The 21,535-nt window shown below is 65.5% G+C and carries 22 protein-coding genes and 1 other RNA gene; 8 read left to right on the top strand and 15 right to left on the bottom strand.

Annotation, left to right across the window (positions count from 1 at the left end; translation table 11 throughout):
- Positions 1–85: 85 nt before the first annotated feature.
- The 6 genes from ACVMIH_RS24905 to ACVMIH_RS24880 form a co-directional block, all read right to left on the bottom strand.
- On the bottom strand, positions 86–1,552 hold the full coding sequence (locus ACVMIH_RS24905) for a methyl-accepting chemotaxis protein (RefSeq protein WP_456863716.1): 1,467 nt from the start codon (positions 1,550–1,552) through the stop codon (positions 86–88).
- A complete protein-coding gene (locus ACVMIH_RS24900) occupies positions 1,533–1,844 on the bottom strand; it encodes a hypothetical protein (protein ID WP_245311643.1) in 312 nt (103 codons plus the stop codon). Before ACVMIH_RS24900 ends, ACVMIH_RS24905 begins: the two co-directional genes overlap by 20 nt.
- A gap of 160 nt (positions 1,845–2,004) precedes the next feature.
- Positions 2,005–2,505 (bottom strand): Lrp/AsnC family transcriptional regulator, encoded by a 501-nt coding sequence (locus tag ACVMIH_RS24895; protein ID WP_016848075.1) that lies wholly within the window; start codon positions 2,503–2,505, stop codon positions 2,005–2,007.
- Between the two features lie 76 nt (positions 2,506–2,581).
- Entirely contained in the window at positions 2,582–3,529 is a 948-nt protein-coding gene (locus ACVMIH_RS24890; RefSeq protein WP_057018982.1) for a sugar kinase, read from the bottom strand.
- A 78-nt stretch (positions 3,530–3,607) separates the two neighbouring features.
- Complete coding sequence (gene nudC / locus ACVMIH_RS24885; protein ID WP_057018981.1) at positions 3,608–4,558, bottom strand: NAD(+) diphosphatase; 951 nt, start codon at positions 4,556–4,558, stop codon at positions 3,608–3,610.
- Positions 4,559–4,565: 7 nt separating this feature from the next.
- Positions 4,566–4,985 carry an HIT domain-containing protein gene (locus ACVMIH_RS24880; RefSeq protein ID WP_253588645.1) on the bottom strand — a complete coding sequence of 140 codons (420 nt, stop codon included), beginning with the start codon at positions 4,983–4,985 and terminating at the stop codon, positions 4,566–4,568.
- 111 nt (positions 4,986–5,096) lie between these two features.
- Between ACVMIH_RS24880 and ffs the strand changes: the two genes are divergently transcribed.
- The 5 genes from ffs to ACVMIH_RS24855 all read left to right on the top strand — a co-directional run bounded on the left by ffs (position 5,097) and on the right by ACVMIH_RS24855 (position 8,700).
- Positions 5,097–5,193: signal recognition particle sRNA small type (gene ffs, locus ACVMIH_RS24875), an RNA gene on the top strand.
- Between the two features lie 112 nt (positions 5,194–5,305).
- Complete coding sequence (locus ACVMIH_RS24870) at positions 5,306–7,159, top strand: DNA polymerase III subunit gamma/tau (protein WP_456863712.1); 1,854 nt, start codon at positions 5,306–5,308, stop codon at positions 7,157–7,159.
- A gap of 23 nt (positions 7,160–7,182) precedes the next feature.
- Complete coding sequence (locus tag ACVMIH_RS24865; protein ID WP_028335943.1) at positions 7,183–7,503, top strand: YbaB/EbfC family nucleoid-associated protein; 321 nt, start codon at positions 7,183–7,185, stop codon at positions 7,501–7,503.
- Positions 7,504–8,109, top strand: a complete 606-nt coding sequence (gene recR / locus ACVMIH_RS24860; protein ID WP_028335942.1) for a recombination mediator RecR — start codon at positions 7,504–7,506, stop codon at positions 8,107–8,109.
- Between the two features lie 147 nt (positions 8,110–8,256).
- Positions 8,257–8,700 carry a hypothetical protein gene (locus tag ACVMIH_RS24855; RefSeq protein WP_456854580.1) on the top strand — a complete coding sequence of 148 codons (444 nt, stop codon included), beginning with the start codon at positions 8,257–8,259 and terminating at the stop codon, positions 8,698–8,700.
- 299 nt (positions 8,701–8,999) lie between these two features.
- Here the strand turns inward: ACVMIH_RS24855 and ACVMIH_RS24850 are convergent, their stop codons facing one another.
- Together ACVMIH_RS24850 and ACVMIH_RS24845 are read right to left on the bottom strand one after the other, a co-directional pair.
- A complete protein-coding gene (locus ACVMIH_RS24850; RefSeq protein WP_229192583.1) occupies positions 9,000–10,370 on the bottom strand; it encodes an AmpG family muropeptide MFS transporter in 1,371 nt (456 codons plus the stop codon).
- Between the two features lie 187 nt (positions 10,371–10,557).
- Positions 10,558–11,775, bottom strand: a complete 1,218-nt coding sequence (locus ACVMIH_RS24845) for a DNA recombination protein RmuC (protein ID WP_456854581.1) — start codon at positions 11,773–11,775, stop codon at positions 10,558–10,560.
- 170 nt (positions 11,776–11,945) lie between these two features.
- On the opposite strand from ACVMIH_RS24845, the gene def reads away from it, so the two are divergent.
- The 3 genes from def to truA are packed head-to-tail and all read left to right on the top strand — an operon-like array spanning position 11,946 to position 14,176.
- Positions 11,946–12,473, top strand: a complete 528-nt coding sequence (def, locus tag ACVMIH_RS24840) for a peptide deformylase (protein ID WP_038385628.1) — start codon at positions 11,946–11,948, stop codon at positions 12,471–12,473.
- Positions 12,474–12,503: 30 nt separating this feature from the next.
- Positions 12,504–13,439 carry a methionyl-tRNA formyltransferase gene (gene fmt, locus ACVMIH_RS24835; RefSeq protein WP_456863709.1) on the top strand — a complete coding sequence of 312 codons (936 nt, stop codon included), beginning with the start codon at positions 12,504–12,506 and terminating at the stop codon, positions 13,437–13,439.
- Complete coding sequence (gene truA, locus ACVMIH_RS24830; RefSeq protein WP_456863706.1) at positions 13,439–14,176, top strand: tRNA pseudouridine(38-40) synthase TruA; 738 nt, start codon at positions 13,439–13,441, stop codon at positions 14,174–14,176. Before fmt ends, truA begins: the two co-directional genes overlap by 1 nt.
- Before the next feature lie 192 nt (positions 14,177–14,368).
- Here the strand turns inward: truA and dapE are convergent, their stop codons facing one another.
- The 7 genes from dapE to argB all read right to left on the bottom strand — a co-directional run bounded on the left by dapE (position 14,369) and on the right by argB (position 21,436).
- Positions 14,369–15,535 (bottom strand): succinyl-diaminopimelate desuccinylase, encoded by a 1,167-nt coding sequence (gene dapE / locus ACVMIH_RS24825; protein WP_456863703.1) that lies wholly within the window; start codon positions 15,533–15,535, stop codon positions 14,369–14,371.
- Between the two features lie 17 nt (positions 15,536–15,552).
- Positions 15,553–16,164, bottom strand: a complete 612-nt coding sequence (locus ACVMIH_RS24820; protein ID WP_253588649.1) for a DUF805 domain-containing protein — start codon at positions 16,162–16,164, stop codon at positions 15,553–15,555.
- A 241-nt stretch (positions 16,165–16,405) separates the two neighbouring features.
- Positions 16,406–17,251, bottom strand: coding sequence for a 2,3,4,5-tetrahydropyridine-2,6-dicarboxylate N-succinyltransferase (dapD, locus tag ACVMIH_RS24815; protein WP_028335932.1), 846 nt, complete (start codon positions 17,249–17,251; stop codon positions 16,406–16,408).
- 148 nt (positions 17,252–17,399) lie between these two features.
- Positions 17,400–18,341: an IS110 family RNA-guided transposase gene (locus tag ACVMIH_RS24810; RefSeq protein ID WP_456863700.1), complete on the bottom strand. Its 942-nt coding sequence runs from the start codon at positions 18,339–18,341 to the stop codon at positions 17,400–17,402.
- 275 nt (positions 18,342–18,616) lie between these two features.
- A complete protein-coding gene (locus tag ACVMIH_RS24805; RefSeq protein WP_456863697.1) occupies positions 18,617–19,306 on the bottom strand; it encodes a pyrimidine 5'-nucleotidase in 690 nt (229 codons plus the stop codon).
- Positions 19,307–19,496: 190 nt separating this feature from the next.
- Positions 19,497–20,483 (bottom strand): DUF1036 domain-containing protein, encoded by a 987-nt coding sequence (locus tag ACVMIH_RS24800; RefSeq protein WP_456866548.1) that lies wholly within the window; start codon positions 20,481–20,483, stop codon positions 19,497–19,499.
- A 59-nt stretch (positions 20,484–20,542) separates the two neighbouring features.
- Entirely contained in the window at positions 20,543–21,436 is an 894-nt protein-coding gene (gene argB, locus ACVMIH_RS24795) for an acetylglutamate kinase (RefSeq protein ID WP_016848093.1), read from the bottom strand.
- Positions 21,437–21,535 lie beyond the last annotated feature (99 nt).

Here is a 21,535-nt window from a genome sequence, read left to right as displayed (position 1 = left end):
CCCGGCAATCCATCTCGGAAAAGCTTTCTTGAAAATCGATGGGCACGCGGGTCAAGCCAGCGTGCGACGGTCGGTGTCCGCAGCTTCACGCCGCCCGCAGCGAGGCCAGGAAGCGGTCCAGCTCGGTCTTCAGCCACTCCGATTGCGACGACAGGCCGTTGGCCGCATCGAGCAGTTGTGCGGTCGAGCTGCCGGCCTGCTCTGAGGCGCGGTTGACGTTGAGGATGCCCTTGTTGACGTCCCGCGTGCGATCGGCGGCCTGCTGCAGATTGCTGGAAATCTCGCGGGTCGCCGCGCCCTGCTGATCGACGGCGGCCGCGATCTCGCCGGAGACGTGGTCGATCTCCGCGATCGTGGTGCCGATGCTGCCGATCGCGCTGACGGCAGCACCCGTCGCGCTCTGGATGTCCTGGATCTGGGCCGAAATCTCCTCGGTCGCCTTGGCGGTCTGGTTGGCCAGTGCCTTGACCTCGCTTGCGACCACGGCGAAACCGCGGCCATGCTCGCCGGCGCGCGCCGCTTCGATGGTTGCGTTCAGGGCGAGCAGATTGGTCTGGCTGGCGATGCTCTGGATCAACGTCACCACCTCGCCGATCTTCTGTGTGCCGGCGGCAAGGCCTTCGACGACGCTGTTGGTGCGGCGTGCCTCGTCGGCGGCCTTGGCGGCGATCCGCGCCGAGCGCGTCACCTGCTCGGCGATGTTGTTGATCGAGGCCGTCAGCTCCTCGGTCGCGGACGCGACGGTTTCCACATTGCTCGAGGCCAGCGTCGATGCGGAGGCGGCGGCGGTGGCCTGGCGGATGGTTTCCGCGTTGCTGCCGTTCATCGTTGCCGACAGGTCCTGCATCGCGCTCGCCGCCACCGCGACGGCCTCGACGACCTCGCCGATCTTGCGCTCGAAGCCGGCGGCGAGCTCGCGCCGCGCGGCATCGCGATCGTGCTTGGCGCGTTCGGCCTCGATGCGCTCGGCGTTGGCGCGCGCCTCGGCGGCACCGGCGGCCTCGGCCTCCGCCGCCTTCTGCGCCGACGTCCTGAACAGTTCGGCAAGCGTGTGCGCGAGCCAGATCAACACGCCGGCCTCGATCAGCAGGATCACGGCGTGGAGAACGACGCGACCGAAATCGGCGCCGCCGGGATAGATCGCGGCCGGCAGGATGAAATTCAGCGTCAGGTGGTGCAGGGCAACCGCCAAAGTGCCGGCGACGATCGGCCGATAGTCGCAATAGGCGACGAGGCACGCCAGCGCGGCGAAGAAGTACATGTGCATGTCGACCTGCCAGCGGTGGCCCGCGAACTGGTAGACCAGCATCGACACGCCGGCCATCAGGGCCACAGCAACGATCAGGCGGGTTGAAACGCCGTTCCCCGAGACGCGCCACGACAACGTCGCGGCCAGCGCCATCGCGACCATGAAGCCGGCCGGCATCAGCCAGTCGGTGAGCAGCGTGATGCCGACGATGATCGCGATCGGAACGTGCAGCCAGAGCACCACGAGCAGGATCTTGCTGGCCGTCTCGCGCAGCGCGGCCATTTCATCGCCTTCGAAGGTCATCCCCAGCCCCCAGATCGTCATCCGCCGTGAAGCAGCCGGCGATCGCCTGCGGATCCATGGTCAGCAAGGCGCCGGCCTCGTACAGCCGGCCCAGCCCTCCATTGCGGTCAGGCCGCACCACCAGCAGGGCCGGGATCGCGGTCATCCGAACGATCGACGCATCGGCGGATGCGGCGGCCAGCAGCGCGCGCTCGGCGCGCCACCATGGCGGAAAGGCCACGGCCACCACGTCGCTGCCCGCACGCACCTTTAGCGACAGCGTTGCGACCGCGATCCAGCTCGCGATCAACAATGCGGCCGCGCCCAGCCAGGCAGGCCGTCGTCTCGCTGGGATGATCTCCCCCGGCTCCATCGCAGCAGGATACCGCTGCCGGCGCTAACTTCAGGTAAATACCGAACCGGCGAACTACCTGGGAGCGTATCGACCTATCGTGTGGGGTGTGCGGCGGCGCTTACGCCGCGGGCACCGGCAGCGCCGTCACCGACTTGATCTTCTCCATCGCGAAGCGCGAGGTGACGTTCTTCAGCGGCACGGCACTGATCAGCTTCTTGTAGAAGACGTCGTAGGCCTGCATGTCCGCGACCACGACGCGCAGCATGTAGTCGACGTCGCCGGCCATCCGGTAGAACTCCATCACCTCGGGCATGGCGCTGACGGCGTCGGCGAATTTGCGCAGCCAGGCTTCCGAATGGTCGGCGCTCTCGACCGAGACGAACACCGAAATCCCGAGGCCGATCTTGTTCTGGTCGACCAGCGCCACGCGGCGCAGGATCACGCCGTCGGCCTCCAGCCGCTGGATGCGCTTCCAGCACGGCGTCGACGACAGGCCGACCCGGTCGCCGATCTCGGCGACGGAGAGCGACGCATCCTCCTGCAGCACGGTTAGAATCTTGCGATCGATCGCATCGAGGCGGCGGCTGTTGTCATGAAGCTGAATGGCGACATCGGTCATAGAAGAAAGTTCCATATGGAGGTTCAATATCCCTCATATAGAGAAGAATCTTCCAAATCAAGCGATTCGTGGCGGCTCAGGCCGGCCTGGCGTCGGCGTGCTGACCCAAAAACTCTTCAACTTCAGTACGTTGCGGTGCGGCATAAGCACCCCCGAAGCGGGTGCATTTCAGCGCTGCAGCGGCCGAGGCGAAGCGGAGCGCGTCCCGTAGCGGCTGTTTCTCGGTGATGGCGAGGGCGAAGGCCCCGTGGAAGACGTCGCCGGCCCCGAGCGTGTCGACGGTATGGACCGGGAAGGCCGGGGTTTCCTCGAGCTCGCCGTTCTCGTTGAGCCAGATCGTGCCCATCGGCCCGCGGGTGCCGGCCAGGAAGGAGGGGGTGAGCTTGGCGAGCTTGTGCAGCGCCTGGCCGTCGTCGGTGACGTCGGCGGTCTCCTGCAGCGGCTCGCTGGAGAACACCAGGTGGGAGGAGGCGGTGAGCAGCCCCTCCCGCATCGACATCGCGCGGTCGACGTCGACCACCACGGGGATACCGCGCTTGACCGCCTCGGCGCAAAGCTCGGTGCAGAACGGCGCGCAGCGGCTCTCGGTCAGGATCGCCGCGCAATCCTCCAGCAAGAGTTCGGTCGGCGGCAGCTTGACCTTCCAGAGCTCCGGATCGCGGAAGGTGACGATGGTGCGTTCGCCGCTGTCGTCGATCATGATCGCCGAGATCGGGGTGACCAGGTTCGGCATGTGGATCAGATGATTGGTCTCGATGCCTTCCTGGGCGAGCTTGTCGAAGATGTAGCGGCTCGAGGTCTCCTGCGAATCGCCCATCGGTCCGCAGATCGAAGCGCGCCCGCCCAGGCGGACGATGCCGATGGCGGCGTTCAGCGCATTGCCGCCGCAGATCTCGTCGAAATGCGTCGCGTTCTCCTTGGAGCCGCGCGCCGGAACGCTGACGCGAAAGGTCAGGTCGCGCACCGGCAGGCCGATGCAGAGGATGCGGGGCGGGACTTTCGGGGCGCCGTTCTGAAAATTCATGCGGGGATCCGTCGCAATGGTTCCGTTACTGCCAGAACTGTGTCCAGCTTTAATCGGCAGAACGATGTCCGGTTCCCGCTATTTGTCCAACGGGTTCTGGTGATGCACCCAGCGGCCGAGCAGATGATGGGCAATCGCGAACGGATGCGGGCCGGCGAGCCCTTCGGGATGCTGGCGCTTCAGCATCAGCGACGCCTCGGCATGGTCGAACCAGCGCGCATCTTCCAGCTCGGTGCGGTCGACCACGATGTCCTCGTTGGTCGCGCGCGCGGTGCAGCCGATCATCAGCGATGACGGATAGGGCCAGGGCTGCGTCATGTAGTAATTGACGTCGGTGCAGCGGATGCCGGACTCCTCGAAAATCTCGCGCCGCACGGCGTCCTCGATGGTCTCCGCGGCTTCCACGAACCCGGCGAGGCAGGAATACATGCCGGGCATGAACTGCTTCTGCCGTCCCAACAGCACCTTATCGCCATACGTGACCAGCATGATCACCACCGGGTCGGTGCGCGGAAAGTGCTCGGCCTTGCAGCTCGGGCATTCGCGCTTCCAGCCGCCGTCCTTCATCGCCGTGCGGGTGCCGCAGTTCGGACAGAAGCCGTGGCGCTGATGCCAGGTCACCATCGATTTCGCCATCGCGATGGCCGAGAGCTGCTCGGGCGGCACCACGCCCTGCATCGCCATGCCGCGCAATTCGGTGATCGCGACGTCGGCGCGTCCGACCAGCTTCTCGGCCGCCTGCGGCGCGATCCCCATGCCGAAGATCGGCGCGGCGTTGCGCAACCCCAGGAAGATCGTGCCGGGATTGGCGCCGTAGCTGCGGGCTTCCTCCAGCGACAGCAGCGCGCGGGCGCCGCCGTCCTCCTGCTTCACGACCAGCGAGTCGCGATAGATCACATAGGCTCTGGCCTCGCGGTGGCCTTCCAGCGCGAACAGCTTCTCGTCGTTGGTGCGCAGATGCGCGGCGCGGTCCAGCACGTGGGTGACGAAGGCCGGCTGGCCGAGCGGAAATGAATCGAATGCAGACATTGAATGTTCAACCCAACCAGATCTTGCGGCGAAGCGCGCTGATGAAATTCTGCACTTCCTCGGCGTCATGCGCCAGCGGCGGCATCACGCCCCAAACGGGACGCGGCCATGCAGCGTCGCTGGTGCGGCGCGCGATGATGTGGACGTGCAGCTGCGGGACGAGGTTGCCGAGCGCGGCGACATTCAGCTTGTCGCACTTGGTGACCTCTTTCAGGGCCCGCGAGACGCGGGTGATTTCCGTCATCAGCTGCGCTTGCGCGACCTCGTCTAGGTCGATGATCTCGACCGCGCCGTCGCGCCGCGGCACCAGCAGCAGCCACGGATAATGCGCATCCTTGATGACGAGCACCTTGCACAGCGGCAGGTCGCCGATGTCGATGGTGTCTTTCTTGAGCTGCGAATGCAGCGACCAATTGGAGGCGGGCATGGGGGGCAAATAATGCCTTTCCGTGTTCCCAGACAAGCCCCGCAAAGCCAGCCTTACAAAGCCGGGTCAGGCCGCTTGCTTTCCGGCGGTTTTGGCCCCAAATAGGGATCGGGAGATTGGCGGTGGACGAGCCACTCGCCAACCGGGTCAGGTCCGGAAGGAAGCAGCCCTAACGAGGTCCGGATCGGGTCGCTCGTCAGTCTCCTACCTGTTTTTCCGAGCGAATCGCGCTGGAATGGCGGTCTCCGCGCCCGGCGCTCGATTTTGGCTCCTATCCGCACGCCGGCTGAAGAGACAATTCCCAAGTTGCGGATCGATGCATGAATGACGCTGGCGACCCCTCCCATCCGTCCGACGGCGCAGGCAAAGGGAGCCTTGACGGCGGTTTCGATCTCGGCGGCGCGCCGGACGCCGCAAAACCCTACCGCGTTCTTGCCCGCAAATACCGCCCCTCCAGCTTCGAGGACCTGATCGGCCAGGAGGCCATGGTGCGCACCGTCTCGAACGCGTTCGAGACCGGGCGAATTCCGCAGGCCTGGATCCTCACCGGCGTCCGCGGGGTCGGCAAGACCACCACCGCGCGCATCCTCGCCCGCGCCTTGAACTACGCCAAGCCGGACGGCTCGGTGCAGGGGCCGACCATCCACATGCCGGACCTCGGCATCCACTGCCAGGCGATCATGGAAAGCCGGCACATGGACGTGCTGGAGATGGACGCCGCGTCCCACACCGGGGTCGACGATGTCCGCCAGATCAATGACAGCGTGCGCTACGCGCCGGCCAGCGCGCGCTACAAGGTCTATATCATCGACGAAGTCCACATGCTGTCGACGGCGGCCTTCAACGCCTTCCTGAAGACGCTGGAGGAGCCGCCGGAGCACGCCAAGTTCGTGTTCGCCACCACCGAAATCCGCAAGGTTCCGATCACGGTGCTGTCGCGCTGCCAGCGCTTCGATCTGCGCCGCGTCGAAGCCGACGTGCTGATGAAGCATCTCGGCAACATCGCGGCCAAGGAAGGCGTCGAGGTCGAGCCCGAGGCGCTCGGCATCATCGCGCGCGCGGCCGAGGGATCGGTGCGCGATTCGCTGTCGCTGTTCGACCAGGCGATCGCGCATGCCGCGGGCAACGTAAAGGCCGACGCGGTCAGGCAAATGCTCGGCCTCGCCGACCGCACCCGCGTGATCGACCTGTTCGAACAGCTGGCGCGCGGCGATATCGCCGCCGCCTTCGCCGAATTCCGCGCGCAATATGACGTGGGCGCCGATCCGGTCGTGGTGCTGTCCGACCTTGCCGAGTTCGTCAATTTCGTCACCCGCGTGAAGTTCGTGCCGGGGACGGCCGACAATGTCGCGTTCGGCGAGACCGAGCGGGTGCGGGCGCGCGAGTTCGCCGCCAAGCTGTCGATGCGGGTGCTGTCGCGGATGTGGCAGATGCTGCTCAAGGGCATCGCCGAGGTGCAGACCGCGACACGCCCGGCCGCTGCCGCCGAAATGGTGCTGGTGCGGATTGCCTATGTCGCCGATCTGCCGACGCCGGATGAGGCGATCCGGATGATCGAGCAGAATGGCGGTGGCGCTGCGCCCGCGACGTCGGGTTCCGCCGCGTCGTCACCGTCACGCGGCGCACCGAGCTCGGCGATGTCGGCCATGCCGTCGGCGCCGGTGCGCACGCCGCAGGCCGCGCCGCGCGGCGATCTCGCCGCGCGTCCGCAGATGGCAGCGCCGGTCGCCGATGCCGCGCCGGCGCTGCGGATATCAAGCTTTCCGCAACTGATCGCGCTCGCCGGCGAGAAGCGCGACATCATGATGAAGAGTGCGCTGGAAGCCGATGTGCGGCTGGTGCGCATCGAGGACGGCCAGCTCGAGATCGCCCTCGAGCCGAAGTCGCAGCGCGCGCTGGTCACCGATCTGTCGCGCAAGCTCGAACTATGGACCGGGCGGCGCTGGACCGTGATCATCTCCAACGAGGCCGGCCAGCCCACGGTGCGCTCGCAGAACGAACTGGCGCGCAGCGAGCACCAGCGCGCCGCCGAGGCCGATCCGCGCGTGCAGGAGGTGCTGGCGCGCTTCCCCGGCACCAAGGTGGTCGAGGTTCGCCGCCTTGCCGCCGAGGTTCCGGTTTCGGATGCGTCAGGCGAAGACCCGATTGAAACTTCCGACAGCGACGACGATTGATATTTGGCTATAGGGACGCACGCATGGCTGATTTTCTCGGCATGATGAAGCAGGCAGCGCAGCTGCAATCCAAGATGCAGGAGATGCAGGAACAGCTCGGCAATGTCGAGGTCGAAGGCATCTCCGGCGGCGGCCTGGTCACGGTGCGCATGACCGCCAAGATGGAAGTGAAGGGCATCAAGATCGATCCGTCGCTGATGAAGCCGGAGGAACGCGAGGTGCTCGAGGATCTCCTGGTCACCGCGCATGGCGATGCACGCCGCAAGGCCGAGACCGCGATGCAGGAGAAGATGATGGCGCTCACCGGCGGGCTCGGCCTGCCGCCGGGATTTGGTCCGACTTAAATGGCTGCAAGCGTTGCCGGCCCCGAGATTGAACGCCTGATCCAGTTGCTGGCGCGGCTGCCGGGCCTCGGGCCCCGTTCGGCGCGGCGCGCGGCGCTGCATCTGATCAAGAAGCGCGAAGCCCTGATGACGCCGCTGACCGCGGCGCTGCAGGTCGCGATCGACAAGATCCAGGTCTGCAAGACCTGCGGAAACATCGATACACAAAACCCCTGCACCGTGTGCACCGATCCGCGCCGCGATCCCTCGATCATCGTCGTGGTCGCTGACGTCGCCGACCTCTGGGCGCTGGAACGCGCCAATGCGACCAATGGCCGCTATCACGTGCTCGGCGCAACGCTGTCGCCGCTCGACGGCGTCGGTCCGCAGGATCTCACCATCGATCAGCTGGTGGCACGCGCGCATGCGCCTGAGGTCAGCGAGATCATTTTGGCGCTCAATGCGACCGTCGACGGCCAGACCACCGCGCATTACATCACCGACCTGTTGTCGGAGGCCAATGTGCGGGTGACGCGGCTGGCGCATGGCGTGCCGGTCGGCGGAGAGCTTGATTACCTCGATGAAGGTACGCTATCTGCAGCCATGCGGCAGCGGACGCTGTTCTAGCGCGCGATGCTGGCGCCGAGCACGCGTCAGGCGCCAAGCGATCGGTCACAATCCGAAAAGATCGCACCAAAACAAAATGGTAGGGTGGATGCCGATTCGGGGACGGTCATTCACGCTCTGACGAATCAAGATACGGAACCACTGACAATGACGGCACACCGATTCGGCGTACGCTTGTTCGGCGTACGTTTGGGCTTTGCGCTTCTGACGGCAACGTTCGCCGCGCCTTGCGCGCTCGCGCAGCAGGCCGACGCCCCGCAGAAGCCCGGCAAGATGATCCACGCCGGCGACGTGCTGTCGGGAGAGCTCGGTGTCATGAAGGTGCGTGACGCCAAGAACCGCGGCAAGCGCGTCGCGACCTACCAGATCACCAGCGAGCCGCGCCGCCTGCCGCCGCCGAACGGTCTGTGCAATCTCGAGACCGGGCCGGAAACCTTCCAGCTGATTCCGACCAACGACGCCCAGGCCGCGCAACTCAAAAGCCTCTCCGGCAAGGAAATCTCGGTGAGGGTCGACGAAGTCGCCTGCGCCAAGGACGCCGGCGAGATGAGCGAAGCCATCGTCACAAAGTGGAGCGTAGTGGCGAAGTAGGATCGTGCCTCGGTTACGGTGTCATCGCCTGGATGCGCGGGTAATGACACCGCGCTGTTTCTTGAGTTGCGACCCATCCTCATCGTCGTCCTGGCGAAGGCCAGGACCCATAATCACCGGCCTTGCTTGTCGGATGGATCGTGGCCTCGACATCGCGCAACAATTCGCATTTGGGGTAATGGGTCCTGGCTTTCGCCAGGACGACGCGCGGAGAGAGTGGTTCCGCCGCTTCCCCGCTGAATTACGGACGCCTCCGGAATACAGGGCGGATTCACCCGGTCAAGCCGGGCTACAGGCGACTAAACCCGCACCGGCCCCAGCTCGTCGAAATGCCCGCGCCGCTGCAGCCAGGCGAGCAGGATCAGGCTCGGGATCGCGACCAGCACGCAGATCACGAAGAACATCTGCCAGCCGACGGCCTTGGCGACATAACCGGCGCCTGACGACAGATAGGTGCGGCCGACCGCGGCGAGCGCCGTGAGCAGCGCGTACTGGGTCGCGGTGTGCAGCGGATTGCGGCACAGCGCCGACAGATAGGCGACGAAGATCACGGTGCCGATCGCGCTGGTGAAATTCTCCGCGGTGATCGCAAGCGCGAGCGCCCATTGATCGACGCCGACATGGGCGAGCCAGGAGAATGAGAGATTGGCGACCGCCTGCAGCACGCCGCCGATCCAGAGGCTGGTCGCGAGCGAATAGCGCCGCGCCACGAAGCCGCCGGCAAAGCCGCCGATCAGGGTCGCGGCAAGGCCGACGCCTTTCACGATCGCCGCGTAATCGACCTTGGAAAAGCCGATGTCGATCACGAACGGCGCGGTCATGGTGCCTGAAAACGCGTCGGTGAACTTGAACAGCACCACAAAGGCGAGCGCCGCGAAGGCGTCCTTGCGGCTGAGGAACTCGGAGAACGCGCCGAGCGCGGCATGTAGCACGCGTTCGGCCGCGTTCTGCGCATGCGTCGCCGCCTCCGCGCCCTTCGATTGCGTCGGCTCGGTCGCCGCAAGCGCGGTGACGATGCCGATCACGACCAGCGCGGCCATCACCACATAGCCCCACATCCAGGCCGACAGGCGCACGAGGCCAGCGGACTCGAAGCCGCTGACGATGAACAGCGCGCCTGCGGTCGAGACCAGCATGCCGACGCGGTAGGCCGCGACATAGGACGCCATGCCGGCGGCCTGCTCGCTTTCAGGCAGGCTTTCGACGCGGAAGGCATCGACCACGATGTCCTGCGTCGACGATGCGGTTGCGACCAGCAGCGCGGCGAAGGCCGCGAACCACGGCGATCGCGCCGGATCGGCCATCGCCAGCACCAGGATCGCCGCGATCAGCAGCAGCTGCGAGAACAGCAGCCAGCCGCGGCGGCGGCCGAACATCTGCGTGAACAGCGGAACATGCAGCGCGTCGACCAGCGGCGCCCAGAGGAATTTCAGCGTGTAGGGCGTGCCGATCAGCGCCAGCAGCCCGATGGTGCCGAGATCGACCCCGGCCTCCTTCATCCAGACCTGCAGCGTCGAGCCCGACAGTGCCAGCGGCAGCCCCGAGGAGAAGCCCAGCAGCAGCACGATCAGCACCCGCGGCTGCAGATACACCGCAAAACTGTCGCGCCAGGAGGTGGCGGCGGGGGGATTCTTTTCCGATTGGGTCGCGGTCACTTCGGGCGCGGTCATGTCCCTCTGTTAGCAGATTCGACCGCAGCTGCCTTGGCTCCCTCTCCCCGCTCTTTCGCGGGGAGAGGGTTGGGGTGAGGGGCTTTCTCAGCGAATTATGACGGGTGCAATGTGCGGAAGCTCCCCCTCACCCGAAATTCGCGCGATGCGCGAATTTCGACCTCTCCCCGCAAGCGGGGCGAGGTGGCTACTCCCCTGCCTGCAGCTTGCGCGGGGCGGGGAACAGGTCGGGGGCGGGCTTGACGAAGCGGGGGACCTCGATCGGGGTCTCGGACTTGCTGAAGTCGAGTTCCTCGATCCGGCCGGCGCGTTTCTCGATCTTGTCGGCGGAGATCAGGATCTGCCTGACGTCCTCGTTCACCTGGCCGAAATGGGTCTGCAGCTTGAGCACGCGATCGCGCAGGCGGCCGAGGTCGTCGCCGAGATGCATCACCTCGTTGCGGATCTGGTCGGCGGCGTCGCGGATGCGGGCGTCCTTCAGGATCTGCTGCATCACCTGGATCGCCAGCATCAAGAGCGAGGGCGATACCAGCACGACGCGCGCGCGATAGGCCTTCTGGATCACGTCGTCGAAGCCGTCATGGATCTCGGCATAGACCGATTCCGACGGCACGAACATCAGCGCGGTGTCCTGGGTCTCGCCAGGGATCAGGTACTTCTCCGCGATGTCGCTGACATGCTTCAGCACGTCGGCGCGCAGCCGCTGGCTGGCGAATTTGCGCTCCTCGTCGCTGCGCGCATCGTGCAGCGCGGTCATGGCCTCGAGCGGGAATTTCGCGTCGATGCAGAGCGGGCGCTGGTCGGGCAGAAACACCACGCAGTCCGGCCGCTTGCCCGACGTCAGCGTGTACTGGAACTCGAACGAGCCCTTCGGCATGCCGTCCTGGACGATCGCCTCCATCCGCGCCTGGCCGAAGGCGCCGCGCGATTGCTTGTTGGCGAGCACGTCGCGCAGCGTCGTCACCTGGGTGGTGAGCTCGTTGAGGTTCTTGTGGGCGTGGTCGATGATGCCGAGCCGCTCGTGCAGCACGCGCAGCGAATCCATCGTGTTGCGGGTCGATTGCTCCATCGACTGGCCGACCCGGTGGGTCACCGAATCGAGCCGCTCGTTGACGGCGCGGGCCATCTCGGCCTGGCGGCCGGCCAGTGCCTGCGCCATAGTATCAACCTTGGCATCGACCCGCCCGGAGGATTCGCTCTGGGCCCGCAGCATGTCGGCGAGGCGCTCCTCCAGTTCGTCGGCGCGGATGGCCTGGGCCATTGCGAGTTCCGCGCCGCGCTGGCTGGCGCGTGCGATCACCAGCGCAATGGCGAACAACAGGATCAGCGCCAGCGCCCCAAGGCCGATCAAGGCGTCGGAGACACGGACGGGAAGGTCGCCAATCGTGAGGAGAATCTCGTTCATGCCGGCAGTTGTAGCCGATTCGCGGCCCGGCGCGAACGAAGAGGGAACGCTTATGGGAAATGCATCCCTGATTTTCCGGGTTAATGCGGAGTGAAGAAACGTGGTTAACGTTGTCCTAACGGGTTCCTGAGCGCATTGACCCCATGAAGTCAGCAGCTTAAATCGCCGCCATGGCATTAAGAGAAATTATCATCCTGCCGGACAAGCAGTTGCGGCTGGTGTCGAAACCGATCGAGAAGGTGACGCCGGAGATCCGCAAGCTGGCCGACGACATGCTCGAGACCATGTATGACGCGCCCGGCATTGGGCTGGCGGCGATCCAGGTCGCGCAGCCGCTGCGGCTGATCACCATGGACCTCGCCAAGCGCGACGAGAACGGCGAGACCACGGCGAAGCCGCGCGTCTTCATCAATCCGGAGATCATTGCGCGTTCGGAGGAGCTGTCGGTTTACGAAGAGGGCTGCCTGTCGATCCCCGAATATTACGAGGAGGTCGAGCGGCCGGCGCGGGTACGCGTGCGATTCACCGATCTCGACGGCACGGTGCATGAGGAGGATGCGGAAGGGCTCTACGCCACCTGCATCCAGCACGAAATCGATCATCTCAACGGCGTGCTGTTCGTGGACTATCTGTCGAAACTGAAGCGCGACCGCGTCTTCAAGAAATTCGAGAAGGCCGCCAAGCGCGCGGCGGAGTAACGCCGCATATTCTCGGAAGAAATCGATCGCATGCCTCTCCGCCTGATCTTCATGGGCACGCCCGATTTCGCGGTGCCGACGCTGCTGGAGCTCGTAGCCCATGGCCATGAGGTCGTGGCGGTCTACACCCGCGGGCCGAAGCCGGGCGGGCGGCGCGGCCTGCAATTGCAGCCGACGCCGGTCGAGCAGGAGGCGCGCCGCCTCGGCATTCCCGTGCTGACGCCGAAGACCCTCAAGACCTCGGAAGCGCTCGAGGAGTTTCGCGCGCATGACGCGGATGCCGCCGTCGTCGTCGCCTATGGCATGATCCTGCCGCAAGCCATTCTCGACGCGCCGAAGCTCGGCTGCTTCAACCTGCATGCCTCGCTGCTGCCGCGCTGGCGCGGCGCCGCGCCGATCAACCGCGCCATCATGGCTGGCGATGCCGCGAGCGGCGTGATGGTGATGAAGATGGATGTCGGCCTCGACACCGGGGACGTCGCGATGGCCGAGCGGCTGCCGATCACGGACAGCATGACGGCATCCGACCTGCACGATGCGCTGGCGCCGCTCGGTGCCGACCTGATGGTGCGCGCGATGGGCGCGCTCGGGCGCGGCGGCTTGCAGCTGACGAAGCAGAGCGAAGGCGGCGTCACCTATGCGGCCAAGATCGAGAAGGCCGAGGCGCGGATCGACTGGACACAGCCGGCGCATATGGTGCTGCGGCACATTCACGGGCTCTCGCCGTTTCCCGGCGCCTGGTGCGAGCTTGCCGGCGAAGGCGAGCCGGTGCGGCTGAAGATCCTGCGCTGCGAGCTGGCGAAAGGCTCGGGTGCACCGGGCGATGTGCTCGACGACAATTTCGCGATCGCCTGCGGTGACGGCGCGATCCGGATCCTCGAACTGCAGCGCGCCGGCAAGGCGCCGATGAAGGCGGCGGATTTCCTGCGCGGCACGCCGCTGAAGCCGCCTGCGCGACTCAGCTGATGCCCCGCTACAAGCTCACCATCGAATATGACGGCACGCCGTTCTCCGGCTGGCAGATCCAGGACACCGCGCCGACCGTGCAGGGCGCGCTGGAGGCGGCGGTCAAGGCGATCTGTGGCGAGAACGTGCGCGTCTATGGCGCAGGGCGTACCGATGCCGGAGTGCATGCGCGCGGCCAGGTCGCGCATTGCGACATCGCCAAGCATTTTCCGCCCGGCCGCTTTCGCGACGGGCTGAATGCGCATCTGCGGCCCAATCCGATCGGTGTGCTCGCGGCTGACATCGTGCCCGACGATTTCGAGGCGCGGTTCTCCGCGACCAGGCGGCACTATCTCTATCGCATCACCAACACGCGCGCGAACCTCGCGCTCGACATCGGCCGCGTCTGGCGCGTGCCGCGCGCGCTCGATGCTGACGCGATGCACGCCGCCGCGCAGCGCCTGCTCGGCAAGCACGATTTCACCACCTTCCGCGACACCGAGTGCCAGGCCAAATCGCCGGAGAAGACGCTCGATCAGCTCGACGTCACCCGTGATGGCGCCGCCATCAACATCGTGACGTCGGCGCGCTCGTTCCTGCACAGCCAGGTGCGCTCGATGGTGGGCTCGCTGGTGTGGGTCGGCGAGGGTCGCTGGAGCGCCGACGATCTTGCCGGTGCGCTCGCCGCCCGCAACCGCGCCGCCTGCGGCTCCGTGGCGCCGCCGGACGGGCTCTACCTGATGCGGGTGGATTACTAGGCGGTGTGAATGATCTTGTAGGATGGGTAGAGCGAGGCGAAACCCATCATGTGCGTCGCGATTCGAGGTAATGGGTTTCGCTGCGCTCTACCCATCCTACAGACTGTATCTGGTGCGAGTGGATACTAGTGGCCCCAATCCCTACTGTGCATGGGGTTGTTTTCGATGTTTTTGTCCAGCCGCGCGGCTGGCCTACCCGAAATACCGCTCCAGCACGCCCCGATAGATCCGCGTCAGCTTCTCCAGATCAGCCACCGGCGTGCGCTCGTCGACCTGGTGCATGGTCTGACCGACCAGGCCGAATTCGATCACCGGGCAATAGCTCGAGATGAAGCGCGCATCCGAGGTGCCGCCGGAGGTCGATAGCTCCGGCCTGCGGCCGGTGACCTCCTCGATCGCGGCGACCGCGAGGTCGGTGAACGGGCCGGGCTGGGTGACGAACACGTTCGAGTTCGAGGGTTGCCAATCGATATGGGCGCGGATCCGATTGCCGCAGGCTTTCGCCAGCCGCTCATCGACGATCTGCCGCAGGCTCTCCTGGGTGTGGTTGTCGTTGTAGCGGATGTTGAACTTCGCCCGTGCCTGGCCGGGGATCACGTTGGTCGCGGTATTGCCGACATCGACGGTGGTGAATTCGAGGTTGCTGGCCTGGAACTGCGCGCTGCCGTGATCGAGCGGCTCGTCGCTCAGCGCCACGATCAGCCGCGAGATATCAGGCACCGGATTGGAGGCGCGGTGCGGATAGGCGACGTGGCCCTGCACGCCCTCGACCACCAGCGTGCCGGACTGCGAGCCGCGCCGGCCGATCTTGATCATGTCGCCCAGCACCTCGACATTCGAGGGCTCGCCGAGCACGCAATGATCGAATGTCTCGCCACGCTCGGCGCACCATTTCAACAGCTTGACGGTGCCGTTGATCGAGACGTCTTCCTCATCGCCGGTGATCAGGAAGGAGATCGAGCCGTTGCCATTCTCTTGTGGCTTGCCGCCGTGGTCCTGCAGATATTGCAGCACCGCGGCGACGCTGCAGGCGATACCGCCCTTCATGTCGACGGCGCCGCGGCCATAGAGATAACCGTCCTTCACCTCGCCGGAGAACGCGCCGAGCGTCCACGCGGCTTCATCGCCAGGCGGCACGACGTCGGTGTGGCCGGCGAAGGTGATATGCGGCGCCGAGGTGCCGATGCGCGCATAGAGGTTGTCGATATCGGCGGTGCCGGGCTCGGAGAAGGTCACGCGGTGGACTTCGAAGCCTGCGGCTTTCAGCAGGTTTTCGAGCACGCCAAGCGCGCCGGCGTCGGCCGGGGTGACGGAGGGGCAGCGAACGAGATCGCGGGTAATCGAGACGGCATCACTCATGCGCCTCGCTTAACACGTCACACGGCGGGTGGACCAGCTTTGTGCGGCACGATATCGAGCTCGCTCTGCTGATCCCAGCCGCGCGCGGAGCGCGACCCGCTGTCGCGGCCTTGCCGCACATGGGTTTTCCCAAGCGGATTGGGGCCGTAGCGATTGGGGTAGCTGGTGCCGCGCAGAAAGGCGAGCTCGACGAAGCCCCAGACGTAAAGCACGAAGACGATCAGGCCCGCGGCCGTCACCCAATAGGATTCATCGGAGAGCCGGTCCGAGAACTGGCTCATGAGACCCGGGATCGCGAAGAACGGGACCATCCACCAGCCGCTCTTGTCGCGGTCGTGCAGGCGCTTGATCGAGACCGCGACATAGACCCAAACGAACAAGAACGTTCCGCAGGCCTTGACCAGCAATGCCGGCAATCCGGCCCAGCTCAGCGATTTGTAGCTGTCGGGGTCGAAGGCCCGGAAGATGTCGTCGACATTGAAGCTGAACCCGTTCTTGCCACCGAGGCCGGCCGAGACCGCCAGTAAAGCCAGGAACATCATCCAGCAGACGATGATCAGCCCTGCGAGCCAGAATTTGGCCCGGTTGACGCGGCCCTTGAAGCCGAACAGGTAATTGGCCCAGTCCATGAAAATAAGCTCCGGGCTGCGGCAATTCTTCGCGGCCCGGAGATATGTCGGCGTCGGATCGAAATTGGTTCGATCAGTCCAGACCCGTCGTCCTGAGGTGCGAGCCTTGCGGCGCAATTGCGCCGCTGGGCGAGCCTCGAAGGATGCACGGCCCCGCTGGTGGCCGTCGACCCTTCGAGACGCCTGCTTCGCAGGCTCCTCAGGGTGACGGTGATGGACTGATCTCGCGGCGAAAAAGCGATCAATCCCGCAGCAGCTCGTTGATGCTGGTCTTGGCGCGGGTGCGCTCGTCGACCCGCTTGACGATCACGGCGCAGGCGGTGGCAGGTCCCGGCTGGCCGTTCTTCAGCGGCTTGGCCGGCAGGGTGCCGGGCACCACGACGGCATATTCCGGGACCTCGCCGACGAAGATTTCGCCGGTCTCGCGGTCGACGATCTTGGTCGAGGCGCCGAGGAACACGCCCATCGACAGCACCGCGCCCTTGCGCACGATCACGCCCTCGGCGACCTCCGAGCGCGCGCCGATGAAGCAGTCGTCCTCGACGATCACGGGCTCGGCCTGCAGCGGCTCGAGCACGCCGCCGATGCCGACGCCGCCGGAGATGTGCACGCGCTTGCCGATCTGGGCGCAGGAGCCGACCGTCGACCAGGTGTCGATCATGGTGGCTTCATCGACATAGGCGCCGAGATTGACGAAGGAGGGCATCAGCACGACGTTGCGGGCGATGAAGGCCGAGCGGCGCACGATCGCGCCCGGCACGGCGCGGAAGCCGGCGTCGCGGAAACGGTTCTCGCCCCAGCCCTCGAACTTCGACGGCACCTTGTCCCACCACGATGCCTTGCCCGGGCCACCCGCGATCTGACCCATGTCGTTGAGGCGGAAGGACAGCAGCACGGCCTTCTTCAGCCACTGATTGACCTTCCACTTGCCGCTCGTCTCGCGCTCGGCGACACGGGCCTCGCCCTTGTCGAGCAGCTCCAGCGCGTGGTCGACCGCCTCGCGGACCTCGCCCTTGGTCGAGGTCGAAATGCCTTCGCGGGCGTCGAACGCGGTGTTGACGGTGGTTTCGAGGGCGGACAGCGACATCGGGACAATCCTTGGCGTATCGGGGATTATGACGGGATTTTGCGGGGCTTTTTCGGAATTTGGGGCCGCGGAGTCAAGGCAAACTCCTCCGTCGCCGAGTGGTCTCTCTTCCGTCGTCCCGGCCAAGCGAAGCGCGAGCCGGCAACTGTTATGTTGGTTTGGTCTGCAGGTACGGCTTTCGGTCTCGCATCATGGCATTGAGGACCGTCAACAGCTTCCTGGCGACGGCGATGAGGGCGAGTTTGGCTGGTTTTCCGGCCTGTCGCAGTCGTGCATAGAAGGCCTTGAACGGATCAGCCCTGCGAATTGCGTTGAGGGCCGCCATATAAAGGGCGTCACGAACGCGCTTTCGGCCGCCCGCAATTTTGCGCTTGCCGCGGAAGGCGCCGCTGTCGACGTTGAAGGGAGCAAGGCCAGCAAGCGCTGCGAGTTGTTTCGGTCCGACCCGCCCGAGTTCCGGCATCTGGGCGATGAGCTGCATGCAGGCCACCGGACCCACGCCGGGCAGCGAACGCATTAACTTCGCATCGTCCGCGATCTCCGCTTCGGCTTTAATCAAGGCGCCGATGTCGGCCTCGATCTCGGCGATCTCGCTGTCGAGGACCTCGATGAGGCGGCCAATGCGTTCGGCCATTGCACGATCGTCGGCCTCGCTGCGCCGGTTCTTCTCCTGGGCGCGCATGAGGACCAGCTGATCCCGCCGTTTTGCAAGCCTCGCCAAGGCGCCCCGTGCAGGATCGGCGACCTGCTCGGGGGCGGGCTGCATGGCCCGCGCAAAGGTCGCCAGCATCCGCGCATCGATCGGATCGGTCTTGGCCAGCAGGCCGCTAGCCCGTGCAAAGTCGCGGGCACGGGCCGGGTTGATCCGTGCGAACTGGATCCCGGCCTGACGCAGCGCCTCGCGCAGCGCGAGGTCATAGATACCCGTCGCCTCGAAGACGACCAGCACATCGCATTGCCAACGCGCCACCTGCTGTGTGATGGCCTGTGTCGCGTTGGCAATGCGCCTCGGCACGCCGTCAGCCTCATCAAAGATATCGAGGTGCTTCTTGGAGATGTCGATTCCGACGTAACGAAGAGCTATGGTCACGGTGCCTGTCCCTGTGATGCGAGGTCTGTTGCTGCAGCCTCGTGCAACTGTTCAGGTTGATAGATGGAACGGGCGGGAGACCGAGCCGGCTCACGGCGTCAAGCGCCAAGGACCCAACGGCTTCCCGCCCACCCACATCCTGACAGACTTCCAAGACACAGGGACCCATAACCACAAATGCCCGTGTTGCGGCACGCTGGTGCCACGGCGCGTAGCCAAGCGCAGATTGGTGGTTATGGGTTCCGGCTTTCGCCGGGACGACACCTGTTGAGAGGCTACGGCTTCAGCTGCTGCAGGAAGCCGGTGAGATCATCCGTGACATGGTCGACATGGGCGGCGTCGCGGCCTTCGAGCTCCCAGGTCTCGCGCACCACCTCCTGGCTGCCGTCGGGCACGACGAGCACGGTGGTCATGCCGAGCTCATGCGGCACCACCAAATTGCGCGCGAGGTCCTCGAACATCGCAGCCTTCGCCGGATCGACGTCGTGGAGCCTGAGGAACTTCTGGTAGGTCTGCGGTGCCGGCTTCGGCTCGAGATCGGCGGCGATGATGTCGAACACGCCGTCGAAATGGTTGCCGATGCCGAGCCGGCCCAGCACCGCATCGACATGGTCGACCGAGCCGTTGGTCAGGATCAGCTTGCGCCCCGGCAGTTTTGCGATCGCGGCTCCCATCGCCGGATTCGGCTGCAGCGGCGAGTGGTCGATCTTGTGCACATAAGCGAGATAGTCGTCGGCCTGCACGCCGTGCTCGGTCATCATACCGCGCATCGTGGTGCCGTAGCGCAGGTAGTAGTCCTTCTGCAGCCGCCGTGCTTCCTCGGGAGAGATCTTCAGCCAGTTGCTGACGAACTCGCCGATCCGCGCATCGACCTGCTGCCACAGGTTGACGTGATGCGGGTACAGCGTGTTGTCGAGGTCGAACACCCAGGTCTCGACATGGCTGAAGCTGCGGGGAGTATTCATTGTGGCTCTCCACTTGTCAGCGTGAACGTCGTTCCGCCCTCCGCCGTCGTCCTGGCGAAAGCCAGGACCCATACCGCGGAATCTATCAATGTGGCACGGTGCTCGTCGTTCTTCGCCAAACGCAGTCTTGTGGTAATGGGTCCTGGCCTTCGCCAGGACGACATCGATGTTTGCGGCCTCATTATCTTCATCACGGCATCGCAAAGCGCAGCGTCTTGCCGCCGCTGGTCATGTCGACGGTGGTGAAGCCGAGTGCGGCGAGGCCGCGGGTGCTGCAGTCGCCCTGTTCGTTGATCTCGAACTTGCTTTCGCGGGTGCAGAGCTGGACCCCGCCGCCCCAGTTCAGCGGCTTGTCCCCGATGCGGATGGCCCGGTTGTCGTTGTCGACCGCTTCAGCAAACGAATAGATCTGCTTCGGCGTGCCTGACACGTCCGGATGCAGGCACTTGCCGGGGTCGATGCGATACCAGCCGCGGCTGGTCACCACCTTGCCGTCGTCGGTTGCAACCGCGGCCATCACCTTGTGCGGCGTGTCGTTGCACCAGGTCAGCCCCGATGGCGACGGCTTCTGCACGGCATCGATCATGGTGGCGAAGAAATTCGGCGACTGCACGATGTCGCTGGCGAGCCCGCGGCTCTTCAGGAATGCCGCCAGCGCACTCTGGGTCTTCGGCCCGTCGACGCCGTCGATCGGCGCGGCATCGTAGCCCGCGATCACCAAGAGGCGCTGGATGCCGGCGAGGCGCGCCTGCTCGTCGTCATATTCGCTGTCTTCGGCGAGATAGGCGACCAGATGGCCGTCGTCGGTCTTGGTCGGCGTGATCTGGGTGAATTGCGCGGACATCTGGCCGGAACGGCATTGTCGCGCGGCGGCGATCACGAAATTGTCCTGCGCCACGCAGAGCGTGTCGGTGCCGTTCTGCGGGATCGGCGAGGCGCCGTAGACGCCGAGCGCCCGCGCATTGAGCAGCACGCGGTCGGCGGTGAGCGCGCCCTGCACCACGACCCGGCAGGTCGCGGGATCGATGCGGAACCAGCCGCGTGTCGCGGTCGCGGCCTTGTCGTCGATGCCGATCGCGGCCTCGATCACATAGCTCATGCGGTTGCAGAGCTTGAGATCGGCATGCGCCGGCGCCGACGAGAACAGGAACGACACCAGCGCGGCGGGCAGCGACATCGCGAGCCGCGCCGGCAGCGACCGGCGAGGAATCCTCGCCGTGTGTCCCGCGTCTGCCATTACTTGTGGATCAGCGTGCCGGTGCCCTGGTTGGTGAAGAGCTCGAGCAGCACCGCGTGCTGCGTCTTGCCGTCGATGATCACGACGCCCTGCACGCCCTGTTCGAGCGCGTAAATGCAGGTCTCGACCTTCGGGATCATGCCGCCGGAAATCGTGCCGTCGGCGATCAGCTTGCGGGCTTCCTTGATCGACAGGTCCGGAATCAGCTTCTTGGACTTGTCGAGCACGCCCGGCACGTCGGTCAGCAGCAGCAGGCGCTTGGCCTTCAGCGCGCCCGCGATTGCGCCGGCGAAGGTGTCGGCGTTGATGTTCAGGGTCTGGCCGTCCTGCGAGGTCGCCAGCGGCGCCAGCACCGGGATCAGCTCATAGCCGATCAGCTGATTGAGCAGCGTGAGGTCGACCTTTTCGGGATCGCCGACGAAGCCGAGATCGATGGCCTTCTCGATGTTGGAATCCGGGTCGACCATGGTGCGCGTCGTCTTCGACGCCTTCACCATGTTACCGTCCTTGCCGGAGAGGCCCACGGCCTTGCCGCCCGCCTCGTTGATGTAGCCGACGATCTGCTTGTTGACCGAGCCCGCCAGTACCATCTCGACGATCTCGATGGTCGCGGCGTCGGTGATGCGCAGGCCCGCGGCGAATTCCGACTGGATGCCGAGGCGCTTCAGCATGGTCGCGATCTGCGGCCCACCGCCATGCACGACCACCGGATTGATCGCGGTCTGCTCGAGCAGCACGATGTCGCGCGCGAACGCCTTCGCGGTGTCCTCGGCGCCCATGGCATGGCCGCCATATTTGATGACGATGGTTTCCTCGTCATATTCCTGCATGTGCGGCAGCGCCTCGGACAGGATGCGGGCCTGATCGAGCGGGCTGATGTGCTGGTCGGTCATGGGGCTGGTCTCGTCGTCAGCGGAGGGGTGGCGCGGTTCTATCTGATTGACGGGCAGGGCGCAAAGCGGCTGACCCTCTCCCCTTGTGGGAGAGGGTGG

The sequence above is a fragment of the Bradyrhizobium sp. USDA 4503 genome, assembly GCF_054055815.1.
Note: the sequence above shows the minus strand (reverse complement) of the source record. Positions and strands in the feature narration are given on the sequence as shown.